General features: G+C 60.4%; 14 protein-coding genes. 1 reads left to right on the top strand and 13 read right to left on the bottom strand.

The features are described 5' to 3' along the window. Positions 1-47: 47 nt before the first annotated feature. From AB4Z19_RS04175 to AB4Z19_RS04135, 9 genes are all read right to left on the bottom strand, one after another. A complete protein-coding gene (locus AB4Z19_RS04175; protein WP_442025852.1) occupies positions 48-1,694 on the bottom strand; it encodes a peptide chain release factor 3 in 1,647 nt (548 codons plus the stop codon). Between the two features lie 42 nt (positions 1,695-1,736). Further along, positions 1,737-6,320 (bottom strand): PilC/PilY family type IV pilus protein, encoded by a 4,584-nt coding sequence (locus AB4Z19_RS04170; RefSeq protein WP_442034361.1) that lies wholly within the window; start codon positions 6,318-6,320, stop codon positions 1,737-1,739. 27 nt (positions 6,321-6,347) lie between these two features. Beyond that, positions 6,348-6,926, bottom strand: a complete 579-nt coding sequence (locus AB4Z19_RS04165; RefSeq protein ID WP_442029123.1) for a pilus assembly PilX family protein — start codon at positions 6,924-6,926, stop codon at positions 6,348-6,350. Beyond that, the gene (locus AB4Z19_RS04160) at positions 6,923-8,092 is read right to left on the bottom strand and encodes a PilW family protein (RefSeq protein ID WP_442029124.1); all 1,170 of its coding nucleotides are present in this window, start codon (positions 8,090-8,092) and stop codon (positions 6,923-6,925) included. Before AB4Z19_RS04160 ends, AB4Z19_RS04165 begins: the two co-directional genes overlap by 4 nt. 5 nt (positions 8,093-8,097) lie before the next feature. Further along, positions 8,098-8,535, bottom strand: coding sequence for a type IV pilus modification PilV family protein (locus AB4Z19_RS04155; protein WP_442034359.1), 438 nt, complete (start codon positions 8,533-8,535; stop codon positions 8,098-8,100). After that, complete coding sequence (locus AB4Z19_RS04150; protein WP_442027651.1) at positions 8,532-9,158, bottom strand: pilus assembly FimT family protein; 627 nt, start codon at positions 9,156-9,158, stop codon at positions 8,532-8,534. The genes AB4Z19_RS04155 and AB4Z19_RS04150 overlap by 4 nt, the downstream gene beginning before the upstream one ends. Then, positions 9,146-9,571 (bottom strand): type IV pilin protein, encoded by a 426-nt coding sequence (locus AB4Z19_RS04145; protein WP_442027652.1) that lies wholly within the window; start codon positions 9,569-9,571, stop codon positions 9,146-9,148. Before AB4Z19_RS04145 ends, AB4Z19_RS04150 begins: the two co-directional genes overlap by 13 nt. A 107-nt stretch (positions 9,572-9,678) precedes the next feature. Continuing rightward, complete coding sequence (locus tag AB4Z19_RS04140) at positions 9,679-11,019, bottom strand: sensor histidine kinase (protein ID WP_442027653.1); 1,341 nt, start codon at positions 11,017-11,019, stop codon at positions 9,679-9,681. Continuing rightward, positions 11,012-11,686, bottom strand: coding sequence for a response regulator transcription factor (locus AB4Z19_RS04135; RefSeq protein WP_442027654.1), 675 nt, complete (start codon positions 11,684-11,686; stop codon positions 11,012-11,014). Before AB4Z19_RS04135 ends, AB4Z19_RS04140 begins: the two co-directional genes overlap by 8 nt. Before the next feature lie 287 nt (positions 11,687-11,973). Here AB4Z19_RS04135 and AB4Z19_RS04130 point away from each other — a divergent pair, with 287 nt between their 5' ends. Further along, the gene (locus AB4Z19_RS04130; protein ID WP_442027655.1) at positions 11,974-12,783 is read left to right on the top strand and encodes a Crp/Fnr family transcriptional regulator; all 810 of its coding nucleotides are present in this window, start codon (positions 11,974-11,976) and stop codon (positions 12,781-12,783) included. Here the strand turns inward: AB4Z19_RS04130 and AB4Z19_RS04125 are convergent. From AB4Z19_RS04125 to AB4Z19_RS04110, 4 genes are all read right to left on the bottom strand, one after another. Then, positions 12,680-14,185: a CHASE3 domain-containing protein gene (locus AB4Z19_RS04125; RefSeq protein ID WP_442034357.1), complete on the bottom strand. Its 1,506-nt coding sequence runs from the start codon at positions 14,183-14,185 to the stop codon at positions 12,680-12,682. The two genes, AB4Z19_RS04130 and AB4Z19_RS04125, sit on opposite strands and share 104 nt — an antisense overlap. Positions 14,186-14,266: 81 nt before the next feature. Next, a complete protein-coding gene (locus AB4Z19_RS04120) occupies positions 14,267-14,899 on the bottom strand; it encodes a response regulator (protein WP_442027533.1) in 633 nt (210 codons plus the stop codon). A 144-nt stretch (positions 14,900-15,043) separates the two neighbouring features. Further along, a complete protein-coding gene (locus tag AB4Z19_RS04115; RefSeq protein WP_442027532.1) occupies positions 15,044-15,454 on the bottom strand; it encodes a MerR family transcriptional regulator in 411 nt (136 codons plus the stop codon). 18 nt (positions 15,455-15,472) lie between these two features. Next, positions 15,473-15,913 carry an integration host factor subunit alpha gene (locus AB4Z19_RS04110; protein ID WP_442027531.1) on the bottom strand — a complete coding sequence of 147 codons (441 nt, stop codon included), beginning with the start codon at positions 15,911-15,913 and terminating at the stop codon, positions 15,473-15,475. Between the last annotated feature and the right edge of the window lie 48 nt (positions 15,914-15,961).

Raw genomic sequence — 15,961 nt, 5'->3', positions numbered from 1 at the left:
CGTCGACGACCGGCCCTGCGTAGGGCGGATCATCGATCCGCCGCAGCTCAGTCGAGCTTCGTGGCGTGCTCGCGGGTAGCGTGGAAAGTCAGCTTCGGCCAGCGCTCCTGCGTCAGGCGCAGATTGACGCCCGAGGTGGCCAGATAAGCCAGATTGCCCGCGGCGTCGTAAGCGACGTTGTGGCCCAGGGCTGCTTCGAAGTCGGACAGCGCCTTCTTGTCGTCGCTGGACACCCAGCGCGCAGTGCTGATGCTGGTGCCTTCAAACACAGCGTCGACGCCGTATTCGTTCATCAGGCGGCTCGCCACCACTTCAAACTGCAGCACGCCAACCGCGCCCAGCACTACATCGCCGCCCGTCACCGGCTTGAAGACCTGCACGGCGCCCTCTTCGCCCAGCTGCTGCAAGCCTTTCTGCAGCTGCTTCAGCTTCAGCGGATTACGGATGCGCACTGAGCGGAAGAAGTCCGGGGCAAAGTAAGGAATGCCGGTGAACTGCAGCATTTCGCCTTCCGAGAAGGAATCTCCGATCTGCATATTGCCGTGGTTCGGCAGGCCGATGATGTCGCCTGCGTAAGCCTCTTCCACCTGTTCGCGCGACGATGCCATAAAGGTCACCACCGACGACACCTTCACCTCGCGGTTCAGGCGCAGATGCTTGATCTTCATGCCGCGCTCGAAACGGCCGGAGCACACGCGCAGGAAGGCGATGCGGTCGCGGTGGGCCGGGTCCATATTGGCCTGGATCTTGAACACGAAGCCGGAGAACGGCTGTTCGGTCGGCGCCACGGTACGGATGGTGGCGTCGCGGCTGCCCGGTGCGGGCGCCCAATCCACCAGCGCGGACAGGATTTCGCGCACGCCGAAGTTGTTGATCGCGGAACCGAAGAACACCGGCGTCTGTACGCCTGCCAGGAAATCTTCCAGCTTGAACGGATGCGAAGCGCCATGCACGAGTTCCACTTCCATGCGCAGCTGGTCCATCTCCTGCGGGAACATCTCCTGCAGCTTCGGATTGTCGATGCCCTTGACGACTTCGAACGTCTGGCTTGCGCTTTCCTCGCCGGCACGGAACAGCAGCACTTCGTCGCGCAGCAGGTGGTACACGCCGCGGAAGTTCTTGCCCATGCCGATCGGCCAGGTCACCGGCGCGCACTGGATCTTCAGCACGGACTCGACTTCGTCCAGCAGCTCCAGCGGATCGCGGCACTCGCGGTCCAGCTTATTCATGAAGGTGACGATGGGCGTATTGCGCATGCGGCAGACGTCCAGCAGCTTGATGGTCTGCGCTTCCACGCCTTTTGCCGCGTCGATCACCATCAGGCCGGAGTCGACGGCGGTCAGCACGCGATAGGTATCTTCCGAGAAGTCCTGGTGGCCCGGAGTGTCCAGCAGGTTGATGATGTGGTCGCGGAAATCGAACTGCATCACCGACGAAGCCACGGAAATGCCGCGCTGCTTCTCGATCTCCATCCAGTCGGAGGTGGCGTGGCGCGCGCTCTTACGCGCCTTCACGGTACCGGCCATCTGGATCGCGCCCGAGAACAGCAGCAGCTTTTCAGTCAGCGTGGTTTTACCCGCGTCAGGGTGGGAGATGATGCCGAAGGTGCGGCGACGCTGCACCTCTTTGGCGATCAGAGCGGGAGTCTTGCCGCTGCCCGAGGCAGCGGCTTCATTCAGCAATTCGTCAGACATGATTTGGGGGTGAGGCAAAGCGGGGAAACCCGCTATTTTACCTCAATCCCCCTTCACGCGGCGCCATCCGACCGGGTGGGCGCCTTCGGAATCAAGTTCACTGATTGGATTGGTCAACGTTTCGCCTTTTGCGGTAGTGGTAATCATCTTCAGTTCACCCTTCGGCAGTCGGATGATGATGAAGCCTACAGCCGCCGAGGTATTGGACAGCGTGCCACCCACCACATTGCTGTTCACGCCAGTACCGTTGCAGACGTCCACGGCATATACATTACTGGTGCCGCCTACCGAGCAGTCCGAAGAAGAGCTCGGGATATTGGTCACCACGCTGGCCACGCCGCTGACAATTTGCGGGTCAAGGTTCATACGTTCACCGGCGTTCAGCTTCCAGTCAAAGTACCAGCCATTCTGGGTACGCAGATCCACCGGATTGCTGGTGATGGTGAAAGTCTGGGTGTTGGTGCCGCCACCCGACAGCACCTGCTGCACCATGGTCGAGCCACGGACATCAATCGTCGAGCCGGAGTCCTTCAGCAGATAGAGGCTTTGCACATCGACGTTGGAGGTATCCGGCACATCCAGCAGGCGGCCCGAGCCAAACAGCACCACGCGCTGGGCGAGCTGGGAACCGTTCGGCTGCTGTACCGCGCACAGCGTCACGTCCGGACGGGTGGTGATCGGCTGCTTCACGCCCGCATCGCCCATTTTGACGACTGCCACCGCACCGTTTTTATCGGTCAGATCGAAGCGCCACATCTGGCCCTGATTGTCGCCGCCATAGATGTAGGTGACGTCCGGAATCGTGTTCGGATCGTCGGTAATGGCAGTAATTTTCGCCAGGCCGGAAGGCGTAGTCGAGTCGCCGGAGCCGGTACCGACTTTCTTCAGGATATTGCCCGTCTTGATGTCGACAATGTACAGATAACCCTGGCCATTGCCCGTGCTGACACCGTCAGTGCCCGGAATATTGTTATAGCCGGAAGTCAGGAACACCACCCATTGGCCATTCCAGCGCCCGAACTGCGGGTTACCAAAAGTCAGACCGAGATCCGGATCGTTATTGCTGCAGACGGAAGAATCTGCGCACAGTTCCCACAGGATCTTCGGCGTGTCGTTCGGGCCAGTCACCGCCGTCACATCCAGCGCATAGTAGCCGCGGCCACCGCCATTCAGGCCAGCCACCATGACGGTCTTCCAGACATTGTCGATCTGGACGTCCGCCACTTCCGGCGAACCATCGGTCGTGAAGATGTGGTTGGTGCCATAGGTCGTGCTGGAGAGCTGCCACAGCTTTTTCATCGTGATGCGCGGCACGTAGGCAAACAGCTCTTCGCCGGTCGCGGCATCGAACGAATGCAGCATGCCATCATTGGCCGCTGTGTACACCACAGGCTGGCGGCCTGCATTATCACTCTTAAAGGCCTGATAGCCGGCATCGGTATAGCCCTTGCGCGGATCGCGCACATAGGCCGGCTTGGACGATGCGATATCGCCCAGCACGATCGGCACCGGGCCGCTGGCGCCGCTCGGCGTGTTGGTGGTCTTGGTGTAGGAGCGGAAGCGCTTGTCATCCGCATACTGCTGCTGGCCGCGCAGCCAGTTCACCAGATTGGCGCCGCTGTTGACAATGGCGCGGTCGGTAGTCGACAGCATGCTGCACTGAGCAAGCAGCAGGCACTTATTGTCGAACCAGCCCTGCATGGTCGGCGAAAGCTGGCTGTAATCGAATTCCTTCACCGCACCGGATTCGGTCATGGTCCAGATGTTGCGGCTGTCGGTGCTGGCAGCGACTTTGCGGCCAACGGTATCGGAGCTGATCCAGGTGATGGCATTGCCCACAATACCCGTGGTCGGGTCGATCTTCTTGTCGGCCAATTCGCCATACCACTTCACGGTGGTGAAAGTGTCGGAGAAGATGTCGTTGTCCTGCTGCGAAATATTAGGCGTCGAGGTTGCAGCCGCCGCAGCAGCACCAACACTCACCTGGATGTTGGACAGTGCTTCGTTCAGGCCAGACACCACGTCCTGTGGATCTTTGGCGCTGAAATATTTGCCGTGACCGTTGATGGCCGCGTGCCACAGATCGTCCACACGCTCCTGAACGGTGCTGTTGTTGCTCGCCGTTTGCGGGTCCGGCCACACATAGTTCTTGCCGCCATTCCATGGGCATCCAGTGGCATTGGTAATCAGCTTGTAGAAATCGCCGCCAACCGTGGGTGCCGTATTGTAGTTAGGATCGTAAACCATGATACCGTCGATACCCAGACCCAGGGTATAGGTGTTCATATGCAGATGCGAGTTCTCGCCCGCTGCTGCCGGCACCTGACCGACCTTGCTCATGTCGTCGATGGCTGGGTTCAACGATGTTGTACCAGTGTTCGATCCACCGTTATACCAATACAGAGCGACGTCAGCGAGCGATTGCGGGTTCTGTGCCCGTGCATCGACGCAGCCCCTGGCCGCGGTGCAGAAGCGGCTCGCCTTCTCGACGTTGTCGTTATTGGTCACGGTCGCGGCAGCGCCGCCATTCCAGTAACCGTCAGTGGTAACAAAGGTGAAGTTCAGCTGGCATGGGAAGGACACCACACCGTTGGTAGTATCGGCGTACATCTTGCCAACGTTGTGCAAAGCCGGGCGCATTGGCGTGCTGCCAGTAGTCGACATGCCATACAGCGTACCGTACCAGTTGCTCCTTGCAGTACCGGTGAAGTCTTGCGGCAGCTGCTCAAAGGTGCCGCCGGCAGCCGCCTGCGACAGCGAGACGAAGCCGACGCGGAAATTGCCGGTCAGGGGATTGAACGCGCGGCCCAGGGAGCTCTTCATCATCTGGTTACGCGTCTTGTAGTACGCGTACCAGTTGGCAAAGTTGGTCATCTCTTCGTCGTAGGTGCAAATACCCGAGGTCGTGACGCAGTCGCTGCGGTTGGTGTCCTTCGGATAGCTGACACGGCTCGGAATAATGTCGGTACGCGTAAAGACCGCAGCACCAGCGCCAATTGGCGTGGTGGTGATTGGAACCGGGCTGTCAGCGGTGTTGGCAGACGCCGTGGTGGTGAACACCACCGAACCCTGCACAGGGGTACCGCCGGCGCCGGTGTTGTTGCTCAACGAAGCCATGGTGACGGCCTGACCGGTGGTGCCAGTCGCATCAACCAGGCAGACATTAGTGTTGTTCTTGGCCGCGCAGGCACTGGTGATCGAACTCCCGCCAACATACGCCTTGATTGTGCCAGTCGTGCCGATCTTGGTGACGATGGCGGCCGCGATCTGTGTAGGGGTCTGCGACGTTCCGAAGGTAAGCGAAGTCGACATCAGAACCGTCGAGCCCAGCTTCGTCCCCGATGCCAGTACCGGTGCATTTTTGCTGCTGGTCGAACCGGTGACGTTGATGAAGGCAGTCGACGCGGCACTGACCGGCACTGTCACGCCCCAGCCGGTGCGGCTGTCATCCGGAACGATATTACAGTTGGCCAGGGTTTTGCTCGTACCGCTGGCGCAATCAATCGGAATCAGGGCGATCACATTATTTGCGCTGGGAACCGTGATGCCCCACGTCGAGCAGGCGGGCACCACACTGCCGGCCGGTTTGTATACGCAAGCCGTGTACTGATTCGTCAGGCCGGTCTTGTTCACGATCGCGGTGGCAAGCGCCTCGGCCACGCTGGCTTGCAGAGTTGTGGTCTGGGTACCGGTCGGCACGGCAACGGGGCCAGTCGAGATGACGACCGAGCCGCCCGCTTCCGCCACCGAAACGTTGCCAATGTTCGAGGCCACGCCATTAGGGCTGCTACCGATCGTGATGGTCGCGTAAGCACCGGCGGACAATGCCGTCGGGCTGGAATAGCGCGGATAGGTGTAGGTGGTGGTGCCACTGCCAATGTATTTGGCCTGGCAAGTGGTCAAGCTAGTGTCAGTACACCAGCGAACTTTGGCCGGGACCGGATAGCCGGCCGGTGCCGCCGCGCCCACCGTCACCGTTTTACAGTTGGTCAGCGAAGCGTCCGTGCAAAATTCCGCTACGTTGATGGTGTAGTAGTAAGGGTTGGTATTGTAGGACTTCGCAGTCTTATAGGTGTTGTCCGGGTAGTTGTAGGTGGCCGTATTGAAAGCGCAAGTGCCGCCGCTGTTACACCACTTCAGATCCGGGAAGCCATTGGTCAGGTTGATGGTGCCCGCCGACGAGCCGTTCATGCCGAAGTTGGCCACGCCAAAACCATCGCCGGTGACGCTGGCCCAACCGCCGGTGTTGGCCGAGGTCATGGACGGATACGAGGTGCCGTCCGCATTCAGCGGCGGCAGATAGGTGATCTTCGGATTGTAGTAGACGCGGTTGAAGTCCGAGCTCATATACGGCGGATCACCCGGCGCGCAGGAACGCTGTCCCGACGCCAGCGTGGCGCCGGAGCGGCACAGATTGTCAACCACGTAGTCCGGCAGATAGGACCAGCCCATGGAACCCGAATTGTCGTACAGGACCATCAGGTTGGGCTTCACGGTGCCGGTGCCGTTGATGTTCAACAGTGGCACCTGGGCGATATTGGTGGGTGCGGCAAAGGCGGCCGCAGGCAGGACGGCCAGTGCCAGCGCAGCGACGCGCGCCGCAAGCTTGCTCATATTCTTGGTCATGGTGGTTCCCATTTCTATCACGGCGCCTTACGGCCCCATCATTACTACTGCCTGATTCATCACATTGCCGCGCGCGCCAGCGATGCGCGAGGTAATAACGTAGTGCAGCTGCGGCTTGCCCTGGTACACCTGGGAACTGGTGGACAAGGAAGTGCCGATTGGTACGGTCGATTGCACCTGGCTCTTCGCCGACATGGTGGTGCAATTGTTGGGTGCGCTGAACGGGCCCGGCAGCATACACAGGCGATGAATCACATATTCGACCTGGTTGCCGACGCCATCGTTGATCTTGACCGAGCCGTTCCAGAACGCAGGGTTATCGACACCCTGGTCGGCGCCGGCGGCAAGCGTCGCCACATAGCCATTGGCAACGTCATCGTTCCACAGCACGTTGCGATTGGGGAGTGTGCGCAGCCACTGGAAGCCGGTGTGAATGCCGAGGTCGGCTGCCTTGCTCAGCGACGACTCGTACGCCAGCGTCGACGTGGCCAGCGTGACCGAGTTGCTGGACCGCAGAAGATAGATACTGCTGACTAGCATAACTGCCAGCATGATGAGCATCACCGGCAAGGCGATACCGGCCTGGAAGCGGGAACGGTACATCATGGTCTCCAGCCCGAATTGCGGATCGGGACGATGGTTTCAAAAGCGCGATAGCGATAGCAGGTCCAGTCGATCGGGTCGCCCGCCACATCAAGCTTCACCGACACCTTGGATGCCGCAATACCATTTGGCACACTGGTGGTAAACACGTCGAGCGGCGCCGTGGTAGCCGTGCACTTGCCCGTGGTGGCATCGGGTTTCTCCGGGATTGAGCTGCGGGCAATCACAGCCAGGCGTATGGCTGCTACGCGCTGATAATCGCCGGCGCCGCCAGTATCGCCATCACCGTCGGCATCGATCATGGTCGGACTCCACTGCATGACCGCCATGCTGTTGGCGCTGTTGAACTGGGCTGCAGCACGCAAATCAAAGCCATATTCAGCCTTGATGGCGATGACATTGTTGACCACCGACTGGGGATTCTGTGCAGTGCCCGCCAGGTCGGTGGCGCTCAGCATCAGTACGCCGTTGCTTACCGACCAGGTGTGGAAGGCCAGTTTGGCGGCAGGTCCCAGGTTATAGATGCGGGCCTGGCCTTGCTGGTAGTTACCACCCATCAGGAAACCCTTGTTGAAGCGGAAGGACCCCGAGGCCGCGATACTCAGCACATTGGTGGTCGGCGTCGCAGCCAGCTGCGCCATGCTGCAATCGCCGCCGGCAGGTTCCGGCGCGACCACCAGCACGTCGCCTTGCAGGAAGTTAAACGGCGTCGTCGTGTTGGACGTGATGGCGGCTTCGCCGGTATAGTTCGAGCCGACGCCCACATTGCCGACACCGCTGGCGGAACTGCCCGCGTACAGGCTGAGCGTGTCGGAGCGGTCAGCGTTATAGCCGATCACCACCGGCGCCAGCGGCGTGGAGTCCGCACCGTTGTGCTGGACTTTCGTGAGCTGGAAACCCTGCACATCTGACATCTGCGTATTGCAGCCGGAAACCAGACTGTCGTTGATGCCCCAGCCTGCCTGTGCGGCATCGGTATTTATCTGCATCATAGCTAGCATGCCGTTCTGCATCGTATCCGAACCACCCAGCGCGGCCGACTTCTGCGATTCGGAAGTCACCAGCAAGCGGGTCGCAAACATGACCGCCAGCATACCGACGACCACAGCGACCATCAGTTCGACCAGGGAGAAGCCGCGTACGCGGCGGAATGTATAAGGCTTTAACATGGCGGCTACATGATGTAGGAAGTGACCTGATGCTGGTTCTGCGCATCACCTTTGCGGCGGGTCCATTTGAGCGTGATGTTGACCTGGGTCCGCACAAGGCCTGGGGCAATCACCACCGGCGCGATCACGATGCTGTACTTGACCCCCGGGATGCGCTTATCCGTCTCCTTGGCCCAGGTATCCAGCACCATCGGGGCGGCGGCGCCTTCGGCTACCACATAAGCGGGGAGATTGAGCTGGTCATTGTTCATGATACCCAGCAGCTCCTCGGCCGCGAGCGTCGCTTCGGCGCGCAGGCCGGCATCGGAAATCGCCGCATATGAGCGTGCCTGCAGACCAACTGTGCCCAGCAGACCGATCGCCAGGATGACCGCGGCAATCAGCGACTCCAGCAAGGCAATACCTTCCTGCCGGCGCGTAGTTCGGAAATGGCGTTTGTTCATGGTGGGCATGCTCTCGAGTCGGTACCGTTCTTGGTGGGGTCGCATTTGGATGCCAGTCCGGCCAGCGTGATCACAAGCGCTACCGCCGGGACCTCGCCCTTGTATTTCGCCGCCGGGTCGAACTGGAGGCGGGTCAGGCGCGGATTGCTGTTGGTATCCACCCAGCCCACTTCTGTGAAATAGACCGCAGTGGCATCCGATGGTTGCACCGAGGGCGCCATGATATTGCTCTGCACGAGGCGGTCGGCCGAACGGAATACAGACTTGAAGCCGGCTGCCCCAAGCGGATCGCCTGGCGCAGCAGTCGCCGTGGTAGACCAGACTCCACTGTTGCTATTGCACGGTGTGGTCGCGGTGGGGAAGCAGATATCGATCTGCCAATCCATCTGGCCATTGGTGGCATTGTTCGACACCGTAAAGCGGGTGCGCGCATTGTGTACCACCGCCTGCCGCCGTGCCGTGCTCAGGCCATCGGCATAGAACTCGGACGTCAGCCTGGCCTTGTTGGTCACCATCCATTGCGTCATGGCCGGAATGCCAAGGAACATCAGGGCTGACAGAATGCTCACGCCAACCATCAGTTCGACCAGCGTGAAGCCGCGCTGTGATCTTAGTTGGAGCATTGGCCACCCTTTTTGTCTACCCAGCATCCGGCGTTGGTGCCCCATCCCGTCGGGCTGCCGGTGGTCGCGCGATTGCCGCTCTGGTCGATGGTGTACACGAAACCGTTCATCTTGCCCTTGCCGGTCGCCGTCACCGTATAGCTGGAGGCGGTGGCATTGCTGAGCGCGTAACTGAAATTGGCGCTGGCGCCAGGGAAGCTCTGGGCGGTGTCGAAGCCCACGTAAGTGCGGTTATTGGCCCAGAACTGTTCAGCGGAAGACTGGGCGCCGCCCAAGCCCGTGAACGCTTCAGTCAGGCGGCCGCGCGTCACGTAGTCGGTGTACGCCGGAATGGCGACCGCCGACAGGATGGACACAATTGCCACCACGATCATGACTTCCACCAGCGTGAACCCTTGTTGTGCGCGTTTCATCTTTTTAGCTCCAGCTTAGACTTTGATAAGCCTAGTCTAGCCACCGAAGCTTGCATTTCCCTGAGGAAATCCTGACAAAACCCTGACAAGGACAGTTTTTTTGCGGTTCAGACCGGGAAACGGACCGTAAATACGGCGCCCTGCCCGCCTGCCGGTGTGTCGATGCTGACATTTCCCCCGTGGGCGGATGCGATATCGCGCACGATGGCGAGGCCCAATCCGCTGCCGGTGGTCTTCTCGTCCAGGCGTACGAAGCGGCTGAAGACGGCTTCGCGCTTGGCCGGGGGAATGCCGGGGCCGGAGTCTTCCACCGTCAGCAAACCGCCGCCCTTGTGCGGGAAGCAGGAGACGGTGACCGTGCCTTGCGGCGGGGTATAGCGCAGCGCGTTGTCGACCAGGTTGTCGATCAGGTCGCGCAGCAGGAAGCGGTCGCCGCGCACGGTGGTCGGCTGCAGCTCGAAGCCCAGATCGATCTGCTTGCGGCTGGCCTGTTCGACGAAGTGCTGAATCGACTCTTCCACCAGCTGGTCCAGCGACAGCGGTTCCAGCCGCTCTTTTTCGAAATGGGCAGGTTCGGCGCGCGCCAGCGCCAGCAGCTGATTGACCTGGCGGATCATGCGCTCGGTCGATGACAGCATCAGGTCCAGCGAATGCGCGGAAGCGGGCGAGCTGTGATGCTGCTCCATCCATTCGAGCTGGGTGCGCAGGCCCGCCAGCGGCGTGCGCAGCTGATGCGCCACATTCGCCAGGAAGTCCTGCTGTGCCTGGGCGCCGTCGCGCACGCGGTCCAGCAAGCCATTGAACGCCGTCACGACGGGCGCCAATTCCTGCGGCACTTCGGCCGGCGGTATCGGCGACACATCGTCGGACGGGCGCGCCTTGATGTCGGAGCGCAGGCGCTGCAGCGGCTGCAAGCCGCGCGTGACGGAGAACCACACCAGGCCGGCGGACGCAATTGTCAGCAGGGCCGCCAGCGGCAGCATGGCGCGCACGATGGCGGCACGCGTCTGCGCGCGCTTGCGCTGGGTCTTGGCGACGATGATGGTGGCCCGCTGGTCACCGGCTTTGCCACGCACTGACACCATACGTACCGGCTCGCCATGCAGTTCGCCGTCAAAGGCTTGTGATGTGGCACGCGATGCGAGCACTGGCAGCACGGCATCGCCTGCCGCCAGGCGTCCGCTCGCATCGCGTACGGAAAAATAGACGGCATCGGTATCGTCATTGCGCAGCACCTGTTCGGCCTGACGCGGCAGGTCGACCACCAGCTGATCGCCGTGCAGTTGCAGGCGCGCGCCGAGGGCGCTGGCGGCGTCCGTCAAGCTTTGATCGAAGGCTACTTGCGCCGGCAGCCAGGCCAGCGCGTAAATCAGCGCCCCGCCGGCGAGGTTGAGCAGCAGGATAGGCCCGATCAGCCAGCGCAGCAGCCGCAGGCGGATGCTAGACATTGGCGGTGGGCTCCAACATATAGCCGAAACCGCGAATGGTCTTGATGGTGATGCCCGCATCGGCGGTCTTCTGGCGCACGCGCGAGATGTAGACTTCCACCGCATTCGGCGTCACGTCTTCGCCCCAGGGCAGGATGGCGTCGATGATCTGCTGCTTGCTCACCACACGCGAGCCATGCTGCAGCAGGTATTCCAGCACAGCCCATTCACGTACCGAGAGGTCGATGACTTTGTCGCGCACGCGGGCACGTTTCGCGCCCGTGTCCAGAACAAGATCGCCCATCGACAGCACCGTAGGATTCGGCGCATTACGGCGTGCCAGCGCGCGCACGCGCGCCACCAGTTCCGGCGTGGCGAAAGGCTTGACCAGATAATCGTCGGCGCCTGTTTCGAGGCCGCGCACGCGGTCTTCCACCGCATCGCGCGCCGTCAGCAACAGCACCGGCAGCTGGCTGCCGCGTGCACGCAGACGGCGTACCACTTCGAAGCCATCGATGCCCGGCAGGCCGATATCGAGAACGGCCACATCGGCTGCCTGCGGACGCTGCAAGGCCACGTCGGCATCACTGCCATTGCGCAGGACATCGACCGCCATGCCATGACCTGTCAGCACCCGCGCCAGACCATCGGCCAGTACGGCATCGTCTTCCACCAGTAGTACGTGCATGTAAAGCCTTATGTTTGAAGTGAGCGCATTATCCCTTCAGGATGAGTTGGTTTCAACGGTGCGCCACCAAAAATCGCTTTGGAGTATTGCAAATGTAGGACTAGCCTGACAAAACCTTATGTTACCAGCCTACATTTGGGCGGTAACCCGTCTTATGTTCGTAACCTACATAGGAAATTAAAGTAATACCAACGCGATCGGCAATGTGCGGGAACGAAATCCCGGCCCGCAAAGTCCAAAACCGGGCGCCGAAGCAATCGAATTACTTTAAGCACTGTGAGGATAATATGAACAACGTCCAACTTGACGCTTCCGTTAAGAGCTCGCTCTCCCGCGCGATGCCTGTAGGTTCCCAGGAATTCAAAATGGCGTCCCGTCCGGTTGTCAGCTATAGCGGCACCCAGCAGAATGAGTTGCTGGCGGCCCTGCCTCGCGATGTCCTGGAGTCTCTGTTTGAACACCTGGAACTGGTCCAGCTGCCGTTCGGCAAGGAGCTGTTCGAATTCGGCAGCAAGCTTGAATACGTGTATTTCCCGACCACGGCGATTGTCTCCCTGCTGTACGTGATGGAGGACGGCGCCACCACCGAAATTGCGGTGGTCGGCCACGAAGGCGTGGTCGGCGTGTCGATGTTCGCCGGCGAACGTGCGATGAGCACCGGTGTCGTGCAGAGCGCAGGCTACGGCTATCGCCTGAAAGCGCAAGCACTGCGCGATGCTTTCAACCAGGGCGGCGCCCTGCCCCAGCTGCTGATGCGCTACAACACCGCGCTGTTCGCCCAGATGGCACAGAATGCTGTCGGCGGCCGCCACAGCTCGATCGAGCAAAAGCTGTGCCGCTGGCTGCTGGACCGCCTTGACCGCTCGCCATCGAACGAACTGAAGGTGACTCAGGAAATGATTTCGATCATGCTGGGTGTGCGCCGCGAATCGATTACGGCCGCCGCCGGCAAGCTGCAGGAAGACGGCATGATCACCTACCGCCGCGGCAATATCACCGTGCTTGATCGTGAAGGTCTGGAACGCTACGCGGGTGAGTGCTATAAGGTGGCGAAAACGGAGTACGATCGCCTGCTCGCTGATGTAGCATGCTGCTAGGCTTCTCCCCGACCGGGGTGCTCTTCAGAGGAATGAACACCTCGATGCATGTGCCCTGGTCACCTCGTCCGCGGCGGATATTCAAGGTTCCGCCCAACAGCAAGGCCCTCTCCCGCATCCCCAGCAAACCATGAGACATCGGCTTGGCCAGCGTATTGGCCGCGATGCCGATGCCGTCGTCGATAATGCGCAGCACCAGCTGTTCGTTATTCCGGCGCAGCGACACGGAGACACGCGTGGCACGCGCGTACTTGCGGATATTGGTCAGCGATTCCTGCACGATGCGGAACAGCGCGATAGACAGCGTCGCTTCGCCGGCCTTGGAAATGGCATCGACCTCCGGACCGATTTCGGTTTCGACCGGCATATTCGACAGGCGGGCGAACTCTTCGCAATAGCTGTCGATCGCCGCGCACAGGCCGAGATTGTCCAGCAAGCTCGGGCGCAGATTTTCAATGATGCGGCGCTTCAGCTCCACCGTGTCGACCAGGGTGCTGCGCGCGCGGCGCAACTGGTCGGCCAGTTCGGGATGCGTTTGCTGCAGCTGGCGCGAGACGTTGGCGATGTCCATGCCGATCGAGGTCAGGTTGGCGCCCATCTCATCATGCAACTCACGCGACAGGCGCTTCTTCTCCTCTTCGCTGATCGAGATCAGGTGGCGCGACAGGATCGATAGCTGCTCGGTACGTTTGGCCACCATCGATTCCAGGCTTTCGTTCGACAGCTGCAATTGGCGCTCCACGGCCGCACGGTGCACGAAGCTGCGCCGCACCAGCTGGTAGAACATGATCAGCACGACAATGGCGACGGCATTGATGCCCGCGCCCATGATGACGGCCTTCTGGTATTCCTGATAAAAATTGGTGCTGCGCTCGGCCATGGTCTCGCCCTGCTCGCGCGTCATGATGACGATCTGCAGACGGATCTCGTCCATGATGCTGCGTTCGTCGCTGACGCGAGCGATGCTGACAATATCGTCCAGCCCGGCGTGGCGGTAGACATCGACCGCTTCATTGATGCGCGACAGGCGGCGGCGCACCAGCGCCTGCAAGTGCGCGAGGTTCTTCAGCTGGGGCGCGTTATCGGCCAGCAGCTTATCGAGTTCACGGAATTCGTTTTCAGTTTCGGTAACCGCCGTGCGCGTAGGGCCAAGATAGACCTCGTTCCCGGACAGGAAATAGCCGCGCGCGCTGCTGTCGGCGTCGAGCACCAGCACGTTCAGGTATTGCAGCCGCTCCGCGACGCGGGAGCTGACTGCAAGCTGCTCGTTGGCACCCTTCAGCGACTGCAGATTCTTGAACAGACTGAAACCATTCACAATCAGTATCAGTGCGCAGGTCACGCACAGAAGCGTCTTGTAAATCGGAAGCCTGTCTTGGGCTGGTTCAACAGTGAAGTACATCCTGCCCATTATAGACCCGTGGCAATGTACTGCTGCTGGGTAATTCTGCGGTGCAGCAACAGAAAGATGTAACGAGACGTTTCAGTCCAGCAGGTGGTTCTTCATCGCGTAATACGTGAGGTCACTGTTCGACTGCAAGCCCATCTTTTCCATGATGCGCGTGCGGTAGGTGCTCACGGTTTTGATACTGAGCGAAAGCGCCTGGCCGATGTCCGACACGGTCGCGCCGCGCGCCAGGCGCAGAAAGACCTGGAACTCGCGGTCCGACAATTCGGTGTGCAAGGCGGTGTTGGGGTCGCGGTCGAAGCTTTGCGCCAGCAGCTCGCCCACCTGGGAGCTGACATAGCGGCGGCCCTGGTGCACGGTACGGACGGCGGTGATCAGCTCGTCCGCATCGCATTCCTTGTTCAGATAGCCGTTGGCGCCCATCTTGAACAGATTGAGTGCGTACTGCTGGGCAGGATAGCCCGACAGGATCAGCACCGGCAGGTCCGGCTGGCCCTGGCGGATGGTGCGCAAGGTGTCGATCCCGCTCTGGTCGGGCATCGCGATATCGAGCAACAATACGTCGCAAATTTCTTTGCGTGCGATGTCCAGCGCTTCGCGACCGGTACTACCCTCGGCGACCACGCTGAACTCGTCCGAAGACGAAAAGATTTGCTTGAAACCCGCTCTAACGATCTGGTGGTCATCACAGATGGCTATGCGTATCATTATTTTCCCTCGTGAAATCCTAGTTTGGGAACGAAGCCAGCGTCTGCATTCGCACTAGCAAAAACCTTAACATTAATATTGTAGCACCAAACTTTTAACATTTTAGACGAAAAAAAAGGCGCAGCAACCGCGCCTTACATCCGCTTACTTTAGCAGCTCAAGAATGGCTTGCAGTTCGTTGCGGATCATTTCGCGGTCCAGCGGTGGCGCTGTGTGTCCCGGCCCCGCACCATTGAGCCCGTGATCTTCATCATACTCGCCCTGCGCAGAATCGGCAGCGCGGCTATCGAGCTTATTGCGGGCGCCGCTGATGGTGAAGCCCTGCTCGTACAGCAGCTCACGGATGCGGCGGATCAGCAGCACTTCGTGGTGCTGATAATAGCGGCGGTTGCCGCGGCGCTTGACCGGCTTGAGTTGGGTAAATTCCTGCTCCCAATAGCGCAGCACGTGCGGCTTTACACCACACAGCTCGCTTACCTCGCCAATGGTGAAATAGCGCTTGGCCGGAATCGGCGGCAGCACTACCAGTTCAGCCTTGCCAGCGCGGTCGTTCATTCAGCGCACCTTATGGAATCAGGCTGCGCGCGGCAGGCCGCTGCTGTCTTCGACCATGCCTTTCAGCTTTTGGCTGGCATGGAAAGTCACCACACGGCGGGCCGTGATCGGGATTTCTTCGCCAGTCTTCGGGTTGCGGCCCGGGCGCTGCGGCTTGTCGCGCAGCTGGAAGTTGCCGAAACCGGACAGCTTCACCGCCTCGCCTCGTTCGAGCGCGTTGCGGATCTCATCAAAGAAGGTTTCGACCATGTCCTTGGCCTCGCGCTTGTTCAGGCCGACCTGTTCGAACAGCAGTTCGGCCAGCTCCGCCTTGGTCAGCGTAGGCAAATCTTTTTCAGCTTCCTGGCGTACTTTGGCGCTCGTAATTGCGCTGTGCAGTTCGGCATCCAATGCGGAATCGAGTACGGCGGAATCGATGTCGTTGTTGTTAATTTTGCTGCCCTGCCTTCTAAAGTACATGAGTCCGGCAGTGCCGGACTCGCTAAGGTGTATCCAAATGTTAAATAT

The sequence above is a fragment of the Pseudoduganella sp. RAF19 genome (assembly GCF_052114165.1).
GTDB lineage: Bacteria > Pseudomonadota > Gammaproteobacteria > Burkholderiales > Burkholderiaceae_D > Rugamonas.
This window is presented reverse-complemented; position numbering and strand designations above follow the sequence as displayed.